This window comes from Bacillus changyiensis, from assembly GCF_027706145.1.
Classification (GTDB): Bacteria; Bacillota; Bacilli; order Bacillales; family Bacillaceae; genus Bacillus; species Bacillus changyiensis.
On sequence record NZ_JAQFWW010000001.1, the window covers coordinates 278281 to 300063 of the forward strand.

The following is a 21783-nucleotide window of genomic DNA, read 5'->3' on the forward strand; positions in this document are numbered from 1 at the left end:
TTATTAAGTTGGGGGTAATGTTCGAATGTTTCAAAATAGTATGAAACAAACCATGCATTGGGGAGAATTTCACGGTCCGAACCTCGGCTACGCGCTGGAGCTGTACGATCAATATGTCAAGGATCCTTCCGCCATCGATCCTGACATAAGGGAGATGTTTGATCAGCTCGGAGCTCCTCCGGGAGAGATAAGGACCGCCTCTGAAAAAAACACAGAGGCAAGCTTCACGGCTGAAACCATTGAGAAAATCGCAGCGGCAATAAAACTTGCAGAAGATATTAGAACCTATGGCCATTTGAATGCTTCCGTTAATCCATTAAAAAAAACACAAGAAAAAACTGAGCTTTTTCCACTTGCTGAATACCGGCTAACCGAGCAAGACATGAAAAAAATTCCGGCATCAGTCATATGTAAAAATGCTCCTAAAGAATTATCGAACGGTTTAGAAGCCATTCAATACTTGAAAAACACATACAAAAAAACGATTTCTTTTGAGTTTGATCATGTTCACATTTTTGAAGAGCGTAACTGGCTGATGAAAAAGATTGAATCGGGTGAATTATTTACTCCAAAACCGAAAGAGAAATTAATCGACGTTCTAAGAAGACTAACAGAAGTTGAAGGACTTGAACAATTTCTTCACAAAACCTTTGTCGGACAAAAGCGTTTTTCAATTGAAGGTCTTGATTTACTAGTTCCTATGCTGGATGACATGATCGCCAAATCGGTTGCTTCAGGAACGACAAATATCAATATTGGCATGGCACACAGGGGGCGCTTGAATGTTCTAGCGCATGTACTTGGAAAACCTTATGAAATTATTTTTTCTGAATTTCAGCATGCACCTAATAAAGATCTTGTTCCGTCAGAAGGATCGACTGGAATTAATTACGGCTGGACAGGAGATGTGAAATACCATCTAGGAGCAGACCGTGAGATTCAGGATAAAGAGACGAAAACAGCGCGGATTCATTTGGCCAATAATCCAAGTCACCTTGAATTTATTGACCCGATTGTGGAAGGTAGCACAAGAGCTGCCCAAGAAACAAGAACGGAAAGTGGCTATCCAGTGCAAGATGTCAGAAAATCACTGGCGATTCTGATCCATGGAGATGCAGCATTTCCTGGTGAAGGGATTGTCGCTGAAACGCTGAACTTAAGTCAGTTGAAAGGATATCAGATTGGTGGAGCGATTCATATTATCGCCAATAATATGATCGGCTTCACAACAGAGAGCAATGAATCAAGATCAACGAAATATGCGAGTGATCTTGCAAAAGGATTTGAAATCCCAATTGTTCATGTGAACGCCGACGATCCTGAAGCTTGTCTTTCTGCCGTTCAGCTTGCAGTCGAGTACCGCGAGACTTTCAATAAAGACTTCTTGATCGACCTGATCGGTTATCGCAGATTTGGACATAATGAAATGGATGAACCAGCGACAACCCAGCCGATGTTATATGATGCGGTAAGAAAACACCCGACGGTCAAACATATTTTTGCAGAAAAACTCATTCAAGAGGGGATTATCGAAAAAGAAACGGTCAAAAAGCTTCATGACTCAGCCATGAAACGCTTGGATGAAGCATATCGGAAAGTGCCGGCGAAAAAGGAAGATCTGGCCCATGAAATTGAACTTCCGGAGCCTGTTTCAAACGGTTTTCCTGACACTAATACTTCAGTTGAAACAGCTGTTTTGCACAAAATCAATCAAGAGCTGATTTCATGGCCAGAAAACTTTAACGTTTTCGGTAAACTAAAAAGAATTCTTGAGAAACGTGCTAAAGCATTTTCTGATGATGATAAGGTCGACTGGTCTTTGGCAGAGTCACTGGCGTTTGCTTCTATTTTAAAAGATGGTACACCTGTAAGAATGACCGGCCAGGATTCAGAACGCGGCACTTTTGCACAAAGACATCTTGTCCTGCATGACAATAAGACAGGTGACGAATTTATCGCTTTACATCATCTTTCAGATACAAAGGCAGCATTTGCACTACATAACAGTCCGTTGTCGGAAGGGTCTGTGATTGGATTTGAGTACGGTTACAATGTGTCTTCACCGGAAACATTAGTGATCTGGGAAGCTCAATTTGGGGATTTTGCAAATGCCGCACAAGTTTACTTTGATCAGTTTATTTCTGCAGGAAGGGCAAAATGGGGGCAAAAGTCCGGTATTGTTGTCTTGCTTCCACATGGGTACGAAGGACAGGGGCCTGAGCATTCCAGTGGAAGAACGGAACGCTTTCTCCAACTCGCAGCAGAAAATAACTGGACTGTTGCTAATCTGACAAGTGCGGCTCAATATTTTCATATCTTAAGAAGACAGGCAAAAATGCTGCTTCGTGAAGAAATCCGTCCACTCATCTTAATGACGCCAAAAAGCCTGCTCAGAAATCCGAACACGATATCAAAAGTAGAGGAATTCACAAGCAGTGGCTTTAAGCCAGTTTACGAAATAGCAGGTCTTTCCGATCAGTATGAGAAGGTGACGCGTCTTGTTTTATCAAGCGGAAAAATTTCAATTGATATTAGTGGTCGTTTTTATCAGATGGAAGCAGAAAAAGACTGGCTTCATATTGCAAGAGTTGAAGAGCTTTATCCTTTCCCTGCCAAACATTTGAAGGCGATCTTTAGCAAACTCTCACAGTTGGAAGAAATCGTCTGGGTTCAGGAAGAACCTCAAAATATGGGGGCGTGGAACTATATTGAGCCTTACTTAAGAGAAATTGCTCCGAAACATGTGACAGTACGTTATATTGGAAGAAGAAGACGTTCCAGTCCAGCAGAAGGGGATCCGACCATTCATAAAAAAGAACAGGAACGTATCGTATCTGATAGCTTGACTCGCAAAAACTAAGGGGGAACTAGAAAAATGGCGGAAATTAAAGTACCTGAATTAGCGGAATCAATTTCAGAAGGAACAATAGCTCAATGGCTAAAACAACCTGGAGATTATGTGGAACAAGGGGAGTTCCTGCTCGAACTGGAAACTGATAAAGTCAATGTTGAATTGACTGCAGAACAGTCGGGGATTCTCCAGGAAGTGCTGAAAGATTCCGGGGATACAGTTCAGGTTGGCGAAATCATTGGAACGATTTCAGAAGGCGAGAAAGGGGCTGGCTCACCTCAAGGGGAAGCTCAACAAAGCAGCACTTCTACAGAAGATGAAAAACCAGCTGAAAACAATGCAGGGACAGCAAAAACAAGAACGATTGCTTCTCCGGCTGCTAGAAAGCTTGCCCGTGAAAAAGGTATTGACTTATCAGAAGTTCCAACTGTTGATCCATTAGGAAGGGTCAGAAAACAAGATGTTGCAGCATATCAAAATGAGCAACCGCCAAAAGCTTCTGAGCCAAAACGTGAAACAGCGGCCCAGACTGCTAAACTTGACGATTCGCAAAAACCGGTCAAACGTGAAAAAATGTCTCGTCGCAGACAAACGATTGCCAAACGACTTGTTGAAGTTCAACATACTGCTGCTATGCTGACAACTTTCAATGAAGTCGATATGACAGCGGTGATGAATCTCAGAAAACGCCGAAAAGAGCAATTTCTTGAACAGCATGATGTGAAACTTGGTTTTATGTCTTTCTTTACAAAAGCCGTTGTGGCTGCCTTGAAAAAATTCCCGCTTCTTAATGCAGAAATTCAAGGTGATGAACTTGTCATTAAACAATTTTATGATATTGGCATCGCCGTTGCTGCTCCTGAAGGTCTTGTTGTTCCGATCGTTCGGGATGCAGACCGGAAAACCTTTGCAGATATTGAAAAAGATATCGGCGAGCTCGCGAAAAAAGCGAGAAGCAATAAATTATCACTTGGAGAACTTCAAGGTGGATCATTCACAATCACAAATGGTGGAACATTTGGTTCACTTTTATCAACACCAATCTTAAACAGCCCACAGGTCGGAATTTTAGGAATGCATAAAATTCAACTTCGTCCTGTTGCAATTGATGAAGAGCGCTTTGAAAACCGGCCGATGATGTATATCGCATTATCGTATGATCACCGAATTGTCGATGGAAAGGAAGCAGTCGGATTTTTAGTGACGATTAAAAACTTGCTTGAAGATCCAGAACAGCTTCTTTTAGAAGGATAAGTAGCAATCATCTCCTGATAGCAAAAACTTGCTATCAGGAGATTTTTTATGAGCGAGTTCTCCAATGGCGTCAGTTTATTAAACTGAAGTGGCCAGATAAGCTGCGCGATTTTTATGTGCCACCCAAAACGAATAACTAAACCTGAGATAGGTGAAGGCAGAAGTTCTTTTCATTCGTCATCACCTGACCTTTAAAGCTTTTTATCCATATACAGGGCAGAAGAATGCGTCTTCTTTGTTTGTTTGGACCAATATGTTGCAAGCCATGAGCCTGATAGATTATGCCAGACACTGAAAATCGCACTCGGTACAGCGGAAAGCGGAGAAAAATGGGCGGTTGCTAGCGCTGCACCAAGGCCTGAATTCTGCATCCCGACTTCTATAGCAATGGCTTTTTGTGATGCCTTATCCATTCTAAAGTATTTGGCTGAAACAAATCCGAGTAGCAATCCAAGACCATTATGTAGGGTGACAACTGCAAAAATAAGCAGGCCTGATTGAATGATATTTTCTCGGTTACCGCCAACGACAGTAGCGACAATGGCAACAATTCCAAGGACAGAGATCAGCGGTAAAACCTGAACCGTTTTTTCAACTTGTTTTTTGAAGAAAAATCGGACGATCAGTCCTGCAATAATTGGAAGAAGAACGGCCTGCAAAATAGAAGTGAACAGTGACCCTGGAGACACAGGGAGCCATTCCTTCGCAAAAAATAAAATAAGAAACGGTGTCAAAAAAGGTGCAAGCAAAGTGGATACCGTTGTGATCGCAATAGACAGTGCAGTGTTCCCTTTTGCCAAAAAAGTCATCACATTTGACGCTGTTCCCCCTGGACAACAGCCAACTAAAATAACACCAACTGCAATTTCTGATGGCAGTCTTAGTCCATAGGCTAGTCCAAAAGCAGTTAAAGGCATGATCGTGTATTGAAGGAAGACTCCGATCAGCACATGAAGTGGGTTTCTCAAAAGTTCTCTAAAGTCATTTGCTGTCAGTGTCAGCCCCATGCCAAACATGATCAGACCGAGCAGGATTGTAATATAAGGGCTAATCCAAACAAAAGAAGATGGAAATACAAAGCCGAGCAAAGCGAATATGATGACCCAGACAGCGAAAGTTTTTCCTGCAAATTGACTGATTTTAATTAAATAACCCATAAGTCCAGCTCCTCATCATTAAAAAATTGAACATTCTCCTATTATAATTAATATTCTGAATAATTCAACATGAAGTTATATGGTTACTGTAATTTTATTATGTAAACTGAAAGAAATGTTTGAAAATCTTGACGAATTCGTTTATGATTTTTAAAATGAGAACTTGTGGGTAATCATTTGGAATATAGTTTTTAGAAGAAGAGGTGCTTTAGTGGAAGACAAACAAAATGTATGGTCATCAAAGCTTGGATTTATTTTAGCATCAGCAGGTTCGGCAATTGGACTTGGCGCAATTTGGAAGTTCCCATATGTTGCAGGGACAAGTGGCGGTGGAGCATTTTTACTTATTTTTATTCTCTTTACTTTATTAGTGGGGCTTCCTTTATTAATTGCAGAATTTATTATCGGTAGAAAGACTCAAAAAGATGCTGTTGAGTCCTATCGAGAGCTCGCTCCTGGTTCACTTTGGCATTGGATCGGTCGACTCGGTATTATTACTTGTTTTATTCTATTATCTTTTTATAGTGTTGTTGGTGGCTGGATTATCATTTATATATTCAAAGGGATAACAGGGGAACTGTTAAGAAGTCCAGATTATGCAGGGCTATTTAATTCAACAATTGCCAACCCTTATCTTGTTCTCGCTAGTCAGCTACTGTTTATCATCATTACAATTGTAGTCGTTGCAAAAGGAGTCGAAAGCGGTATTGAAAAAGCAAGCAAAATTATGATGCCTGCACTTTTTATTATTTTTTTGCTGCTGATTATCCGCTCTGTCACACTTGATGGTTCAATGGAAGGACTTGAGTTTTTCCTAAAACCAGACTTTTCACATATCAGTACGAGTACGATTTTATTTGCAATGGGACAGGCATTTTTCTCACTTAGTGTTGGGGTTTCGGTGATGGTGACATACAGCTCATATTTATCCAAAAAAGAAAATTTAGTTCAATCAGCTGTTTCGGTTACACTATTAAATGTCTCTGTTGCTGTTCTTGCGGGAATTGCGATTTTCCCAGCTGTATTCTCATTTGGCTTAAAACCTGACGCAGGACCGATGCTCTTATTTAATGTTCTGCCATCCGTTTTTCAAAAACTGCCGTTTGGGATTGTCTTCTTATTAGCTTTCTTGATTTTGTTTTTATTTGCAACATTGACTTCAGCCTTTTCCATGTTGGAAATTCTCGTTTCTTCTCTTTCTAAAGGAAATACGAGAAAAAGAAAGTTGTTTGCATGGATAGGAGGAATTGCGATCTTTTTACTTGGCATTCCTTCTGCTTTATCATTTAGTGTCCTACATCATTTAACAATTTTCAACCTATCATTCTTTGATGCGGCAGACTATCTTGTCAGTAATATTTTAATGCCTATTGGGGCCTTATTAATCGCTGTGTTTGTTCCTTTGAAAATACCAAAGGACGAGCTGTTTGCTGAGTTAAAGCAAGGATCGTCAATCAGTAGAAAGGCGTTTGCCGTTTGGCTTTTATTAATACGTTATGTAGCACCAGTTGTCATCATCATCGTTTTCTTGGATGTAATCGGTGTTTTTAAATAACTCAACCTATTAGCTTGTCGATAAAAGTCGTCAAAAACGGCTTATCGACAAGCTTTTTTATGTTTTTGCAAACGAAGAAATGTAAATTTCAACTTGTCATTCATTATCATTTGATTTAAAATTCCTATTAAGGAAGGTGTTTCAAAATGCTTTATATAAAATTTGTAAAACTCGTTAGAAAACTTTGCTCTGTACAAATGTATACGATGAAGCGTTGTACGGAGCTTAATCAAGGAGCATAATGCTTCTTATATTCATCGGTTGAATAGTCCATAAAAAGGATAGTTTTTACTATGCTTATTAAGTCATGGCTATTTGCTGATGAAACAATAGATTAAGGACCATAGACAATGCTTTGTCTATGGTCCTTTGTGTTTGTAGCAAAAACCAACCTGAGTTTTACATCAAATTGGTTTTGTTAAAAGCATGACACATTACAAAGCAGAGGGCCAATGTCAAAAAACATGGCCCTCTGCTTTTTTATTTTTTAGGAAAGAAGGAATGATGGTGAGCTTACTGAAAGTTGAACATTTATCACACTCTTTTGCAGACAAAACTTTATATAAAAATGCCTTTTTTGACTTGTATAAGGGCGAACATATGGGGCTCGTTGGGCAAAACGGCACTGGGAAAAGTACTTTAATAAAAATATTGCTGGGAGAGATAATGCCAGATGAAGGGGAGATCAAATGGCAACCCAATATTAAAATCGGACATTTAGACCAATATGCTGAAATCAATCTAAATGATACGGTTGAGGAATACCTCAAAACGGCGTTTGCGGATTTGTTTGAGATTGAGAGTAAAATGAACAGACTATACCAAGATATGACTGGTGATACTGAACAATTACTGCAAGCAGCAACATACCAAGAACAACTGGAAGCTAACGACTTTTATTCAATAGATCGCAACATAAATAGAATTGCTGTCGGCCTAGGTATAGATGCAATTGGAATCAATCGAAAGATTCAAGAGTTAAGTGGTGGACAACGTGCCAAGGTCATTTTAGCCAAACTGTTATTGGAAAAACCAAATATACTATTGCTAGACGAGCCTACAAACTTCCTTGATCAGGAACATGTGGAATGGCTAGCACATGATTTAGAAGTGTTTGCTGGTGCTTTTATTGTCGTTTCCCATGACTTTGCTTTTTTAGAAAAAGTATCTTCCTGTATATGTGACATAGAATTTGGAACAATCAAAAAGTATAATGGCAAATATTCAGATTTTCTAAGGCAAAAAGAACATTTACAACGAGATTATATTCGTCGATATCATGCTCAGCAAAAAAAGATTGAAAAAACTGAAGAATATATTCGAAAAAATATCGCAGGGAATAACTCAAAAATAGCAAAAGGACGTAGAAAACAATTAGAAAGGATAGAAAGGATCGCTCCACCTCCATTAACTCAAAAGCTGTGCATTCAGTTTAATGAAGTCCCTATTTCATCACATACGGTACTCACAATCCAAGACCTTGAAGTGGGCTATGACTCAGTGCTTTTACCAAAACTGAATTTTTCAGTTATGGGTGGACAAAAAGTGATCATTACAGGGTTTAATGGGGTTGGGAAATCAACTTTATTAAAAACTTTAGTAGGTCATATCCCAGCCATTTCAGGTTATTTTCAATTTTCAAATCAAATAAAAGTGGGATATTATGAGCAAGATTTAAACTGGAACAACGGATCACTAACGCCTCTCCAAATCCTTTCAGAACAGTTTCCTAAACTGAATGTAAAGGAGATTCGACATCATCTATCACGAACTGGCGTAAAAGATAAGAATGTTTCACAAGAAATGAGCACATTAAGTGGTGGAGAGCAATCAAAAGTGAAATTGTGTAGTTTGCTACTTTCTCCTTGTAATTTTCTTATTTTAGATGAGCCCACAAATCATCTGGATGCAGACGCGAAAGAATCTTTACGAACTGCTTTAATCCAGTTTAAAGGCAGTGTACTACTAGTTTCTCACGAAGAGAATTTTTACCGAGATTGGGCAGATCAAATTTTCAATATAGAAAATGACAGCATGTGATCATTATTTATCAATATAGTTGATTCATATGTGCGGAAATCATGATTCGCACATATGAATACATCTTTTGGACGATTTTCATTTGTGATGGTATTTTTACTGTTATCTTTGGAGATTGGGACTGTGAACGTGTGAAAACGCACGTGTTAGAACCATTGAGAAAAAATCAAAATACTAAATATCAGAGATATGTTTGGGATAAAGATCAGCGGCAGAATGGCATCATGTACCTGCAAGTGGACTGATCATCATCATTATCTCATGAAGATTTTGCTATAAATTTTCGGTTTGCAGCCTGAACGTGATGGTAAGGCAAACGTCATCTTTGGAAAGATTTATGGATGACTGCTGAAGAACATGATATAGAAGTTAGAAAAACCTATAGATTCTGCTAATATCATTATTGATCGATCAAGCAAGCAGTTCGTTACGGTTTGAAAAAGGTTGAAAATATGGAGTCGATGCCCTTTTCGCGTTTTAAGACAGCTTCATTGGTTACCCACTGATTAAAAAGGCTCCCATTGAACACGTTTTGCTATGGCAAAACGTCTTTCCGGTTCCCGCCAATCAACAACGTTCCACCAATTATCAACGTACTTGGCTTTTTCATTCTTATATTGTAGATAGTAAGCATGTTCCCATACATCAAGTGGAAGCAAAGGAATCACATCCCACTGGCTCATGAGTTGATGTTTTTCTGCGATCAAAATCTCTAAACGTTGGGAGCGAGGAGCCCAAACGAGAATAGCCCAACCGACCCCTTCTACATGTTTCGCAGCTTCGGAAAAGTGCTTTTTAAAGGCCGCATAACTACCAAACGAACGATTGATCATTTCTAATAGTTCACCAGTCGGCTTTCTTTTACCTTGCGGATGCATTGCATACCAAAAAATGGTGTGTAAATAATGACCTGCGCCATGAAAAGCAAGCTCTCTTTCCCAATGATTGACAAGCTCGAACTGATTATTTTGCCGCGCTTTTTGAAGTTCTCGTTCAGCCTTATTCAGACCATCGACATAGCCTTGGTGATGTTTTGTATGATGAAGGTACATAATGTCTTTGGAAATGTAAGGTTCAAGTGCTGAGTAAGAGTAGGGGAGCTTTGGTAGGCGGTGGCCGCCGATCGGAACCGTTTCATACCGTTTCTGATTTCCTAAAGAACTTCGCTCGAGCGTATCATAAACGATCGTTGCTTGTTCATGCCATTCGTGTTCTGTTGAAGCTGGATCAGCTAATGATCGAAAAAGATCGTCTAAACATGCACCATCTTTCACTTGTTCTTTTATGTTTTCTGCCCACGACATGATTTCTTTTTTGTATACCTCTCTATTCAATGTTTTTCCCTCTTTTCAATTTGTTTTATAAATGCACTTGTAGCAAGTAATGAAAATACAAAGGGATAGCTATGATAGCGAATATAAAACTGTTTGGGAAGACCAATTCCAGTCGGGTAATCGACATGTTGAGTATCAATGAGAAAGCGAATTGCTTTTTTGATCAATGGGTCACAGGGATCTTCATATTGAAGCAAAGCTTCCAGTGCCCATGCTGTTTGAACTGTTGTGCCAGAGAGAAGGGGCACAAATTGTTTAATTTCACAGCTTTTACATGATTCACTCCAACTGCCATCATCAAGCTGAATTGACTTCAGCCAAGCTAAAGCTTTTTTAACGGATGGATGGTCTTTCTTAACTCCGACGGCTTTCATTCCCGTCAGAGCCGCCCATGTTCCGTAAATATAGCAAACTCCCCAACGCCCATACCATGATCCGTTTTTTTCCTGATGTTGATAAAGCCAAGCCAAAGCGCGTTTTACAATGGGATGTTCTTTTGTAAAGCCCACTTTTCCCCCCAGAAAATGAAGAATACGGCCAGTCAAATCAGCTGTAGACGGATCAACCGCAGCCTCGGTAGCTGATTCAAGCGGCAAATGTCTAATCACTGGATGATAGACATTCTTTTCAAATGCAGCAAAGCCACCATCATTGTTTTGCATTGATAATAGCCAGACAAGGCCCCTGTTCCAATCAGTTGGCTGACCTTGAATGGGAATCGCTTTTAACGCTGCAGCTGTATCGTCTAAATCAGGATTATTTGTGTTAAGATCGGAAAATCCCCAGCCTCCCGGTTTAACAAATGGATTGGAGACAGCCCAATCAGCTTTTTTCTGGTGTTGTCTTTTTGTAAGATATGCTGTAGCAAGTGAGACGGCAGAACTGTTTTGCGAAACTCCTGTTTCCTGAATCGCATAGCTCAATAAAGCTGTATCCCAGACCGTTGAAGTTGAGTTTTCCAAATAAAGACCGTTACCACTACATGGAGTCACCAAACTTTTGATCCCACTAAGTGCTTTTCGGATCAAAGGTGAGTGTCTTGACATTCCGAGTGCAAGCAAGCTGTAAATCATGAAGATCGTTGCACTTGCATAGCTGTACAGGGTCCCATCTTCTTCAATTCTGTCGACCATATACTTTTTCCCTATCTCAAAGCCGAGCCGGTGAAGGTGTGCTGGCCACTTAAAAAGTTCTTTCCATTGGAATTGAAAAGAGTAAAAACTTCTTTTGTCAAATAAACGAAAACTCAACCAATCTAATGGATTTTTTGACATGTTTTGATCTAAGTGGTCAAGTGAACCAATTGCTTCATTTTTTAAAGAGTATTTCAAATTTAACGTGATCGCCATCGGTATAAAATGAATTCTTGCGTAAGTGCTGAAATGATAGATATGTAATGGGAAATGAGTGGGGATCAGTAAAAAGGACATTGGGATATATAATGTCGGCCACGGATAAAGCCCATTTGCGGCAAGCATCCATTTTGTCATAAAATGGACACCTTTTAAGCCGCCATTTGATTTAATGAATAATTCCGCTTTTTGCATGTGTGGGTCATTTCTACTATATATACCTGAAGCGAGCATTCCTATATAGCCTTGTACTGTGGCAGTTAAATTGCCATGCTCTTCATCAGGATAATTTCGAAACGCTCCATCTTCACTTTGTTTTGATTTGATTCGTTTTGCTAGACTGGCAATCAGAGTGGAATTAGGCTCTTTGAGAGAAGTCAACAGAAGAATGAAAAAACTATTCGTCATGACTGAACCTTCAAAACAAAACGTCCACGATCCGTTTGGGTTTTGTTTGTTTTGAAGTTCTGTCAATATGTTTTGTTGAAAAGCCTTTGCTTCTTCTACTATAGAGTGCATTTGCTTCATCTCCTTCATATTACTGTATTCGCAGAATGAATGTGTCATGCAATGAAGATATTGAAAAGCTCGCTACAGCATTGAAAAAATAGACTGATTGGTCTAAAATAGATATATATCATTTAAGGAGAGCGATTTTTATGCAAAAGGTTTTAGTCGCAGGTGCATCAGGATATCTAGGGAGATATTTAGTACAAGCTTTTAAACAAAAAGGTTATGAAGTTCGGGTACTTGTCAGGAATAAACAAAAATTAATGATGTCAGGGCCTTTTTTGGAGCCTGCCGTCTCAGACCTGATTGACGAAGTTGTGGTAGGTGATGTGACAGCCCCTGATTCATTAAAGGGGGTCTGCAAGGGAATTGATATTGTTTGCTCAACGATTGGCTTAACACGGCAGAAAGGAAGTCTTACCTTTCATAATGTCGATTATTTAGGAAACCTTCATCTGCTTGAAGAAGCGCAAAAAGCGAATGTTCGTAAGTTTATGTATATTCATGTTTATAAAGGGGACGAAATGAACAATCCGATTGCTGAAGCAAAGCAAAGATTTGTTAAAGAACTTAAAAATTCAGGAATGAATTTCATCATTGTAAAACCGACGGGATATTTTTCTGATATGAGTGAGTTCTTGAAAATGGCACAAAAAGGAAGAGTTGTTTTAATAGGAGATGGGATGAAACAAATGAATCCCATTCATGGTGCAGACCTTGCTCAGTTTTGTGTTCATTCCGTCTTGCATCATGATCAGAAGGAACTTGACATTGGCGGTCCCAATATTTATCGGCATGTCGAGATTGCAGAGATCGCTTTTCAGGTCTGTCATAAAAAGCAGAAGTTATTGCACATTCCTGTTGCACTCTTAAAGGCTTTACTTCCATTTTTTAAGATAATCAGTCGAAAGCAATATGCATTGATCAAGTTTTTTCTAGACGGGATGACAGAAGAGGCAGTTGCCCCTTTATATGGAAGACATGATTTAAAAACATACTTTAAGGAGATTGCTGAACATGTCCACGATAAAAGGTGAACAAACAAAGGAACATATTTTGAATGCGGCGAAAGCCTTTATTGTAAGAGAAGGATTTGAAAAAATAGGGGTTAACAAGATTATTAAAGAAGCAGATGTTAGTAAAGGCAGTTTTTATCATTATTTCCCCAATATTAATGAGCTGATAAAGGAAGTAGCCATATACGCATTTGAACGGTGTTTACGTGACATGCCTCTACAACACGCGACAAGCATGGAAGAAATTGTTGAAGACTTAGGACAGCATATTTTTTATTCTGTTCGAGAACAAAATGAACATTATTATTTATTGTTTTTATGTATCAGTAAAAGTTTTATTGATGAGGAATTAAAACAAGCATTTCAATCGATTTTTACTAAGTTAGTTAAGCAAAACATCGCAGCAACAGAAATTGTTAGAAAAGGAGAAGACGACATGACTCGTCAGCTTTACATGCTGGATATGCTGGCAATCGGTTTTATCGTTCACTGTCACTTGCTCCGTGATGAAGAACAACTACTTGAACTTTGGAAACAAATGACGGCCATGATTTTCAAGTAAGTAGGGAAAAGCACCGCTCCAAACAGAGAACGGTGCTTTTTTGTCTGAATGACTAGCCGAGATTCATCCACACACTTTTAACTTCTGTATAATTGTTTAAAGCATATGAGCCCATTTCACGTCCAAGGCCAGATTGCTTATAACCGCCAAACGGGGAGGCTGCATCAAAGACATTATAACAATTGACCCAAACCGTCCCCGCTTGAAGTTGGTCGGCAATATGATGAGCGTTTTTGAGGTTTTCTGTCCAAACACCTGCAGCAAGTCCATACTCCGTTCCATTGGCACGATCAATCACTTCGTCAATTGTGTCATATGGAATGGCTGCTAGGACAGGCCCGAAGATTTCTTCTTTAGCAATTGTCATGTCATCATCAACATGACTAAATACTGTCGGAGAGACGAAGTATCCTTGTTCATAAGGGCATGTTCCGCCTGTGGCGATTTTTGCTCCTTCAAGGCTTCCTTTTTCAATATAAGAAAGCACTCGCTCATGCTGTTCTTTGCTGACAAGCGGTCCCAGTTGTGTATCTTCGTGAAGGCCGGCACCCTGACGCATTGATTTGCTGTAAGAAACCATTTCTTCGACAACTTTGTCATAATGATCTTTTTGAATGAATACCCGAGAACCAGCACTACATACCTGCCCTTGATTAAACATGACACCTGCTAATGCTCCTGGAATTGCTTTGTTTAAATCTGCATCAGGAAGGATGATGTTTGGTGATTTTCCGCCAAGCTCAAGGGTGACGCGCTTGAGCGTTTTTGAGGCTTTCTCCATGATTTTCTTACCGATTTCAGTGGAGCCTGTAAATGCTAGTTTATCAACAAGATCATGACTAGTAAGCGCTTCCCCAGCAGTTTCACCAAAGCCTGGGATGATGTTAATCACACCTTTTGGAAAACCAGCTTGATCAATTAGTTCTGCCAAATATAGGGCAGAAAGAGGCGTCTGTTCAGCAGGTTTTAAAACAATCGTACAGCCAGTAGCTAAGGCAGCTCCCATTTTCCACATGGCCATCAAAAGTGGGAAATTCCAAGGAATGATTTGTCCAACGACACCGACAGGTTCATGGCGTGTATAGTTAAAATAAGCTCCATTTACAGGAATAGTTTGCCCAGTTATTTTCGTTACCCAGCCAGCATAATAACGCATGTGTTCAATTGACAGCGGAAGGTCAGCAACTGTCGTTTCACCAATCGGTTTTCCATTATCAAGGGTTTCAAGCTGGGCCAATTCGATTTTATGTTCCTCCATCAGATCGGCGAGTTTGTACATCAGCCGACTTCTCTCAGCCGGATCCATCGTCCTCCATTCCCCATGGTCAAAAGCTTCTCTTGCCGCCTTCACTGCTTTATCAACATCTTCTACTCCTGCTTCATATAGGGTGGCAAGTGTTTCTCCTGTTGCAGGATTGGGGGTTTCGAATGTTTTGTTTAGAGTGCTTGGTACAAATTCCCCATTAATGTAAAGTTTTTTTGTGCCTTCCAAAAATGACTCCAGCTTTTTACTGACCTGCATTGTTAAAGAACTCATGTTTGTAAACAAACCTCCTTTAAATTTTAGCCTGTCCTGATGTGAGTCTCTTTGTTGCTGGTTTGTTCAGTGTTGGGGTCATTACACCTGCGGTAGTGGGGTTTATTACTAATTTTGGAACTGCATACCACCATTCTATAATAGAGAGGGAAATGAAATCAATATTGATGCCTAGCAACACGACATTGCATTTCTACGAAAAAACGATAAAATGGAAACGATATCGTTTTTTAAAAAGGAGACATTGGTATGATTCATGAAAAGTGGCAGAATAATCAAACATTAAAAAAAGTGAAATGTGTTCACACAGATGCAAAAAAATACATTGTGAACAGAGCACTGACTGTTGGAAAAATATACGAGGTGAAAAATGAAACCGAAGAGTTTTTATTTATCATCGATAATACAAACAAAATCGCAGGTTTTTATAAGGAATATTTTGAAGAGATATAAGCCCTTGAATGAATCTCATCCAGATCATCAATACTAATTGATAATCTAAGAATGAAGAGGTGAGTTCATGGAAAAAAGTAAAAACCTAGGCGAAGGAACTCAGAAAGAAAAAAGAGAAGGTATCTCTATAACGGAAGAACAGATTTCAGACACATACATAGAAGGTACAATTGAAGACGAAGACCGTAATTAGTCCGCAGAAAGATCTGTCTTTCTGCGGGCTTTTGTGCTGGAAAAAAATACGCTTAAATGAAACAAAAAAAACAATTAAAAAGTGAAACTTTAGCTCCTTAATCAGCGTACTAATGAATAAGACACAAAACTTAAGATGAAAATATAAATTTAAAACCGGAACTCGTATATGTTGTATATCATAAATTGTACATATAGAAAGAGGGGTATTGTATTGGGCGTTTTTTCAGCTAGTAAAACAGCGGATGGAAAAAAGTTTGAGCCGCTGCTTATCGAAGGAGAAAAAATTGAACTTGTTTGTAAGCTAAAAATTGATCAAATTTGTTTTACAAACAAGCGGATGATCTTTTTTGACAATAAACTGTTTTCCAAAAAGAAAGTACGTGTTTGCCTTCCTTATCATTCAATTGAAGGTTTTGCAATCAGGGAAGTAAGCATGTTTAGTCCTGACACCGCTCTTATACTGATGACAAGCAGTAAGGTCTTTGATCTTGAATTTTCGAAAGATACCGACATCCTTGAAATTCAAGCGCTTATAACAAAATACTTATGTGGATAATATGAAAAACTGTTCAACGCTTCGGCGAAAGAACGGTTTTTTTATTTTTGCAGAAATAAATAGTTGACATTACAAATAAAAGAAAGTAACATACTATTAGTAAGTAGATAACAAAAAGTTAGCATGGGGAGGAAAACAATATGTCCATTTTATTCGTAAAAGCAAATGATCGAACAGCAGAGGAAGCTGTCTCTGTAAAACTTTACAATGCATTTCTTAACAGCTTTAAAGAAAGTCATCCAGACGAAGAGATTATAGAACTTGATCTATATCAAGAAAACCTACCATATCTCGGACGAAATATGATTAATGGAACATTTAAAAAAGGCAAGGGGATGGAACTGACAAAAGATGAAACGGAAGCAGTTGCAGTTGCTGATCGGTATCTAAACCAGTTTATCCAAGCGGATAAAATTGTGTTTGCTTTTCCACTTTGGAATTTTACTGTACCAGCGGTACTTCATACTTATATCGATTATTTATCACGTGCAGGAGTCACGTTTACATACACTCCTGAAGGTCCCAAAGGATTAATGAATGATAAGAAAGTCGTATTATTAAATGCAAGAGGCGGTATTTATTCTGAAGGACCGATGGCCGCGATGGAAATGTCATTAAATTACATGAAAACAGTAATGGGTTTCTTCGGTGTTGAAAACTTGCACACCATTGTGATTGAAGGTCACAATGCAGCGCCAGATCAAGCACAAAAAATGATTGAAGACGGTTTGACAGAAGCGAAAAAAGTAGCAGCCATTTTTTAAGAGTAAGCCTGCCAAAGTGCAGGCTTATTCTTTATCATGCTTTTTTGAAGGTGAGACTGGATAAAGTTCTTCCCCTGCCTCACGTTGGTATTGTAGTACGCCTCTGTTTTCCCGCTTTTCATTTAAGTGTACGTCTAAAACATTTGCCGTCATATAAAGATGAAAGAAATATTCAAAAGCGCGAGAGACACTAAAGCTAAAGAAGCATACGGAGGATTGTTCTGCATACCAAGAATAGCCCAGATTAAAACAATTGAAAGACCAAAATCTCCAATTGTTGCTGTCATATTATTGGTTCTCGGCAGTAAGAAAAGATCGCCAACTAAGTAAGAGACGACGCCTAATACTAAAGTAAGGGCAACCATATCAACTAATGGAACGCCAAAAAACAAGGCTTGCGATGGATTTTATAGAGAATGCCTTGACATGGTTCATCATTTATAACACCCACCTACAAACTTTATCGCTTTTTTTGTTGTTTGTTTTTTTGATCTTGTTGGAATGCACTTTCTGTTTCATGATCATTTTTAAGCTGTTCAATACTACCGTTTTTAATACCTTTCTTATGCATGATCTCACCACCTTTGCTCTATATTGTGGATTGATTTTGATTTGTTATACATTCATTTAGTTCTTAAACCTGCTGCAAATGCTGGTCCCATACCAGTCATTCTTGACAGGATCAGTGCCATTTCATCAGGGGTTTCTTTCATTCCGCTTCCAAGCCATTGCTGCAATACACTAATATGAGCACCGACAATGTAAGAAATTAAATATTCCTCTGGTACAAGGGTGTCGCCCTTGATCGTCTTTTTAATGCGCATTAGGTTGGTGGACAATACAGATTTAAACTTGATAAGAAATGAGCCAGTTCCTTTTGGCCCTAAAATCGACTTTAAAAAAACGGCATTCTTTTTGAAGTATTCAAAGACGTTTATGATAAATGGGAGAGGTGTTTCAATCACAGAAGTTTTCCAACTCTCTATAAAGTTGATGGATTCCACACCTAATTTTTGTATCTCCTTAATGACTTCGTCTTCACTTTGCTCCAATAAATCGTATTTATCTTGATAATGCAGGTAAAATGTCCCCCGATTAATATCAGCCTTTTCTGTTATATCCTTTACAGTAATTTCTTCGAAAGATTTCTCCTCCATCAAGACAGATAACGCATCTCTAATCAGCCTTTTCGTCCGATAAATTCTTCTGTCAGCCTTTTTCTTTTCCATTTTTTGTGATCCTCCATTAAAAAATTTTTAAACAAATAAACAATTTCGATGTTCGGTGTCGACTAATTGACATATCTAGATTTTTTGTTCATTGAGTTCTCATACAAAGTAATTATAATAAACACAAAGAACATTAATCAACACAGTGTTTATTTTTTAGGAAAAGGAGTCGTATCAAATGAATTTGTTAAAGAAAAAATTTGTTTTATTAGCACCGATCATTGTATTTGTCGTGACAGTGGTTTTTTCACTCACATTAATTCCATCAGTCAATCCTGTTCCCAAAAAACTGCCGATTGCCATTGTGAATGAAGATCAGGGAATCAAAATATCGGGTCAAGTAAAAATGAATTTGGGTGAGGACATTGCTCAAAAAATCATTCATTTATCAAAATCGGATGAAGAGCCTGTAGCCAAATGGGTGAAAGTCAAAAATCAGAAACTTGTTCATGAAGGGCTGAATAATCGTAAATATTATGCTGCTCTTATCATTCCAAAAGATTTTAGTCAAAAACAGGCTACATTCCAAACTAAAAATCCAGCTGCTCCGAAGATTCACATTGTGATCAATCAAGGCGCTAACACAATGGCAGCAAATGCATCTGGACAAGTATTGAATCAAGTCGTCGAACGGATCAATCAAAATAGTCGGAAGCAGATTTTAACAAATTTTAAAAAGCAAGGTGCATCACTTACTGTTGAACAGGCTTCTGCCATAGCATCACCGATCACTAGTAAAGTTGAAAATGTCAATCAAACCGGAAGTCACAGTGCGAATGGAAATGCACCGATTTCTTTGATTCAGCCACTTTGGATGGCCAGTTTAATCGGGGCAGTACTCATCTTTCTAACAGCAAAAAAAATAAAATGTTCAAGCCGAGCCGATGCACTTTTAACACGAGTGGCTCAAGGCTTAATTGGCGCAGTTCTTGCCATGATCATCGGATATAGTCTTGTTTGGATCGCGAATGATTGGGTGGGTCTCAACATACCGCAAATGCACGAAACTGCATTATTCATCACTATCTGTTATGGCTGTTTATACTTAATGGTTTCTGCAGTTATTTCGTGGATTGGAGTTGGCGGGGCAGGTATTTTCGGTATTCTTTTCTTTTTTGGAACACCATTATTAACGATAGCACCAGAATTTATGTCAATCTTTTATCGCGATTGGTTTTATCCTTGGTTGCCAATGCGTTTCGCTGCAGACGGTTTGCGTGATTTACTGTTTTTTCATAAAGATTTAAGTTTGAGTCAACCCGTTTCTATATTGCTATGGATCGGACTTGTAAGCTTCATTTTTTTATTAGCATCTGCTTTAAAACGAAGTGCGGTTTGTAAAGAAAAGGGAGAAGCGGTTCATCATCCGGTAGAAACAAAATAAAAAAGCCAGCTTATATGAGGCTGACAGTTATCACCAACTAGCTTTTTTAACGCCGGGAATCTACCCTTTATAGGCCAGCTCATGGAAACAAATTCGGCAAAGCTTAAACTTCCGAATGACTAGTGCAGTCTGTCCCAACGTTCACATCGTGAATATTCACGAACTTTAAACTTTTGATCTCGTTTCTGTTTAACAATCCTTAGTCCGATCAATACAAATTCCAAATGAATTTTGTAGATATGGTCGGACTTTCATTTGAGATAACTAAAACTTGAAACAAAAAAAGATTTCATCAATTAGTATATGTATGATTAAAAGAGGATCAAATGATAATGAAGATGTAATCTCAAACATTTTTCTCGAGAAGACTGATACGCGAAAACAACAACTAAGTTCTTTACAAGAGGGACTGACAATCGTATGTTACTGCTTTTTATACTAAGACATATGGTCAGTTTGATCGTAGCAACCTATAAAATAGGTCACAAAAAGGCCGCTAAATCAGCCATTTTATTAGTACAAGTTTTTCCTTCTATCATAATTTAATAGTGAAGGAATGAAACCAAAGGGAAAGGAGAATGTATTTATGTATCCTTGTAAACCACATGTGCTGCCGCCAATTGTGTATCCTACTAACTATTGTGAACACCATAGTTTCTCTAAAGCAATCGTTCCTCACATCCATCCGCAGCATACAAAAAAGGTTCATCATCACAAATTTGAGCACGTTCATTACTATCCGCACACTTATTCAAAATATAAACCAGTTTCACATGACCATTCTTGTTGCGGAAAACCTTGTAGATAATCTTCAACATTCGGATAAATGAATGAACATTGACCTTTCCAATGAACGTGAAGTTCCTCACAATAAAGCACTCTGTAGAGCTGTTATGCTCTGCAGAGTGCTTTTTTCTATTTTCTAAACTGGACAGCTTCCTAAAAAAGTATAATTTACGCTCAATTCTTTGGAACTTACACTTCGTTTAGTAGTCTTTTGGAGAACGTTAGCTAAAGTCAGCCAATTAATAGATTCCTTTTATACATCAGTAGCTTCTAAAATTCTAGATTCCTAGACTTTACAGTCAAAATGTAAAGATTCCATTCATTTAGTTGTACCTGAAGAACTTTATCCGTGTATAGAGCAGCTTTTACATCCATTTCAAGCCTTTATTAAAGGATTGAATGCTGTAATGTCTAATATTGTATGATACGTTTGACAAAACCCAATTTAGAAAGGTGAGAATTGTAGATGAAAATTGTGTGTCGTTTGTTGTTAACATTATTCATTACCTTGATCTCGTTTCATAATCCTGTAAGTGCCCATTCAACAACATCTTCTACACAGATGACTAACCAAGATAAGACGATTGTCTTAACAAAATTGAATGACAATGTATGGGCGCATACATCTTACAATGAGTGGAATGGCAAAACGTATGACCATAATGGGTTAGTCGTTTCCACTTCCCAAGGAGTCGTTTTGATTGATACAGCATGGGGAAACGACCAAAAAACCGAAGAGTTATTAAAGATGATCAAAAAACATTTGCAGAAAAAAGTCGTTCTGGCGTTAATTACACATGCGCATGATGATAGTATTTCAGGTATTCGGGCATTACTTAAACAAGGAATCGATGTGCGTAGTACAAAATTAACAGCAAAACTAGCTAAAGAATATGGTTATCCTTCGCCGAAACCGACACTTGATGTAAAGCCAATCATCAAAGTAGAGGATATTGTTATTGAAGCTTTTTATCCTGGGGAAGGTCATTCGAAAGATAATATTACGGTTTGGCTTCCCAAATCTAAGCTATTATTTGGCGGGTGCTTGATCAAGTCACTAGATGCAAATGATCTTGGTAACCTTTCAGATGCAAATGTAGAACAATGGGATGACTCTGTTAAAAAAGTAATTGAAAAATATCCACACGTCAAAACAGTAGTACCTGGACATGGAAACTGGGGAGATAAGAGTTTACTCTTTCACACAATTGATCTCATTAAACAACATAGGTTGGATTAAAAAGGAGA

Annotated in this window: 19 protein-coding genes and 2 pseudogenes; 13 read left to right on the forward strand and 8 right to left on the reverse strand. The window is 38.5% G+C overall.

The genetic code is table 11. The features are described 5' to 3' along the window. Window positions 1–25: 25 nt before the first annotated feature. Both sucA and odhB read left to right on the forward strand, forming a co-directional pair. Entirely contained in the window at window positions 26–2860 is a 2835-nt protein-coding gene (sucA, locus tag PDT38_RS01520; RefSeq protein ID WP_270798510.1) for a 2-oxoglutarate dehydrogenase E1 component, read from the forward strand. 15 nt (window positions 2861–2875) lie between these two features. After that, window positions 2876–4105, forward strand: a complete 1230-nt coding sequence (gene odhB / locus PDT38_RS01525; RefSeq protein WP_270798512.1) for a 2-oxoglutarate dehydrogenase complex dihydrolipoyllysine-residue succinyltransferase — start codon at window positions 2876–2878, stop codon at window positions 4103–4105. 191 nt (window positions 4106–4296) lie between these two features. On the opposite strand, the gene PDT38_RS01530 is transcribed toward odhB, so the two are convergent. Beyond that, window positions 4297–5262, reverse strand: coding sequence for a bile acid:sodium symporter family protein (locus PDT38_RS01530; protein ID WP_270798513.1), 966 nt, complete (start codon window positions 5260–5262; stop codon window positions 4297–4299). A gap of 211 nt (window positions 5263–5473) precedes the next feature. On the opposite strand from PDT38_RS01530, the gene PDT38_RS01535 reads away from it, so the two are divergent. Together PDT38_RS01535 and PDT38_RS01540 are read left to right on the forward strand one after the other, a co-directional pair. Beyond that, the gene (locus PDT38_RS01535; RefSeq protein ID WP_270798514.1) at window positions 5474–6817 is read left to right on the forward strand and encodes a sodium-dependent transporter; all 1344 of its coding nucleotides are present in this window, start codon (window positions 5474–5476) and stop codon (window positions 6815–6817) included. Between the two features lie 507 nt (window positions 6818–7324). After that, window positions 7325–8857 (forward strand): ABC-F family ATP-binding cassette domain-containing protein, encoded by a 1533-nt coding sequence (locus PDT38_RS01540; protein WP_270800086.1) that lies wholly within the window; start codon window positions 7325–7327, stop codon window positions 8855–8857. A 506-nt stretch (window positions 8858–9363) separates the two neighbouring features. Here the strand turns inward: PDT38_RS01540 and PDT38_RS01545 are convergent. Both PDT38_RS01545 and PDT38_RS01550 read right to left on the reverse strand, forming a co-directional pair. Continuing rightward, window positions 9364–10191 (reverse strand): superoxide dismutase, encoded by an 828-nt coding sequence (locus PDT38_RS01545; protein ID WP_270798515.1) that lies wholly within the window; start codon window positions 10189–10191, stop codon window positions 9364–9366. Continuing rightward, the gene (locus PDT38_RS01550) at window positions 10188–12062 is read right to left on the reverse strand and encodes a terpene cyclase/mutase family protein (protein ID WP_270798516.1); all 1875 of its coding nucleotides are present in this window, start codon (window positions 12060–12062) and stop codon (window positions 10188–10190) included. Before PDT38_RS01550 ends, PDT38_RS01545 begins: the two co-directional genes overlap by 4 nt. Window positions 12063–12202: 140 nt before the next feature. Between PDT38_RS01550 and PDT38_RS01555 the strand changes: the two genes are divergently transcribed. Together PDT38_RS01555 and PDT38_RS01560 are read left to right on the forward strand one after the other, a co-directional pair. Beyond that, window positions 12203–13090, forward strand: a complete 888-nt coding sequence (locus tag PDT38_RS01555; RefSeq protein ID WP_270798518.1) for an SDR family oxidoreductase — start codon at window positions 12203–12205, stop codon at window positions 13088–13090. Continuing rightward, complete coding sequence (locus PDT38_RS01560) at window positions 13071–13631, forward strand: TetR/AcrR family transcriptional regulator (RefSeq protein WP_270798521.1); 561 nt, start codon at window positions 13071–13073, stop codon at window positions 13629–13631. Before PDT38_RS01555 ends, PDT38_RS01560 begins: the two co-directional genes overlap by 20 nt. A 52-nt stretch (window positions 13632–13683) precedes the next feature. Here PDT38_RS01560 and PDT38_RS01565 read toward each other — a convergent pair whose 3' ends face one another. Continuing rightward, window positions 13684–15168, reverse strand: coding sequence for an aldehyde dehydrogenase family protein (locus PDT38_RS01565; protein WP_270798522.1), 1485 nt, complete (start codon window positions 15166–15168; stop codon window positions 13684–13686). Window positions 15169–15417: 249 nt separating this feature from the next. Here PDT38_RS01565 and PDT38_RS01570 point away from each other — a divergent pair, with 249 nt between their 5' ends. The 4 genes from PDT38_RS01570 to PDT38_RS01585 all read left to right on the forward strand — a co-directional run bounded on the left by PDT38_RS01570 (window position 15418) and on the right by PDT38_RS01585 (window position 17136). Continuing rightward, complete coding sequence (locus PDT38_RS01570) at window positions 15418–15621, forward strand: DUF6501 family protein (RefSeq protein ID WP_270798523.1); 204 nt, start codon at window positions 15418–15420, stop codon at window positions 15619–15621. A 67-nt stretch (window positions 15622–15688) separates the two neighbouring features. Continuing rightward, window positions 15689–15814, forward strand: a complete 126-nt coding sequence (locus tag PDT38_RS01575; RefSeq protein ID WP_270798524.1) for a DUF4025 domain-containing protein — start codon at window positions 15689–15691, stop codon at window positions 15812–15814. Between the two features lie 213 nt (window positions 15815–16027). Beyond that, complete coding sequence (locus PDT38_RS01580) at window positions 16028–16372, forward strand: PH domain-containing protein (RefSeq protein WP_270798525.1); 345 nt, start codon at window positions 16028–16030, stop codon at window positions 16370–16372. 140 nt (window positions 16373–16512) lie between these two features. Next, the gene (locus tag PDT38_RS01585; protein WP_270798526.1) at window positions 16513–17136 is read left to right on the forward strand and encodes an FMN-dependent NADH-azoreductase; all 624 of its coding nucleotides are present in this window, start codon (window positions 16513–16515) and stop codon (window positions 17134–17136) included. 24 nt (window positions 17137–17160) lie between these two features. Here PDT38_RS01585 and PDT38_RS19365 read toward each other — a convergent pair. The 3 genes and pseudogenes from PDT38_RS19365 to PDT38_RS01600 all read right to left on the reverse strand — a co-directional run bounded on the left by PDT38_RS19365 (window position 17161) and on the right by PDT38_RS01600 (window position 18365). After that, window positions 17161–17501 (reverse strand): annotated as a pseudogene (locus PDT38_RS19365) (DUF2512 family protein). Window positions 17502–17596: 95 nt separating this feature from the next. Then, on the reverse strand, window positions 17597–17707 hold the full coding sequence (locus PDT38_RS01595; RefSeq protein WP_270798529.1) for a biofilm-forming protein: 111 nt from the start codon (window positions 17705–17707) through the stop codon (window positions 17597–17599). A gap of 52 nt (window positions 17708–17759) precedes the next feature. After that, complete coding sequence (locus PDT38_RS01600) at window positions 17760–18365, reverse strand: TetR/AcrR family transcriptional regulator (protein ID WP_270798530.1); 606 nt, start codon at window positions 18363–18365, stop codon at window positions 17760–17762. 184 nt (window positions 18366–18549) lie between these two features. Here PDT38_RS01600 and PDT38_RS01605 point away from each other — a divergent pair, with 184 nt between their 5' ends. Further along, window positions 18550–19749, forward strand: coding sequence for a YhgE/Pip domain-containing protein (locus tag PDT38_RS01605; protein WP_270800087.1), 1200 nt, complete (start codon window positions 18550–18552; stop codon window positions 19747–19749). Between the two features lie 60 nt (window positions 19750–19809). Here the strand turns inward: PDT38_RS01605 and rpsN are convergent. Continuing rightward, a pseudogene (gene rpsN / locus PDT38_RS01610) lies at window positions 19810–19961 on the reverse strand (type Z 30S ribosomal protein S14). 374 nt (window positions 19962–20335) lie between these two features. Here rpsN and PDT38_RS01615 point away from each other — a divergent pair. After that, complete coding sequence (locus tag PDT38_RS01615) at window positions 20336–20557, forward strand: CotD family spore coat protein (protein WP_270798531.1); 222 nt, start codon at window positions 20336–20338, stop codon at window positions 20555–20557. A 444-nt stretch (window positions 20558–21001) separates the two neighbouring features. Next, on the forward strand, window positions 21002–21775 hold the full coding sequence (gene bla / locus PDT38_RS01620; RefSeq protein ID WP_270798533.1) for a subclass B1 metallo-beta-lactamase: 774 nt from the start codon (window positions 21002–21004) through the stop codon (window positions 21773–21775). Window positions 21776–21783: the final 8 nt, after the last annotated feature.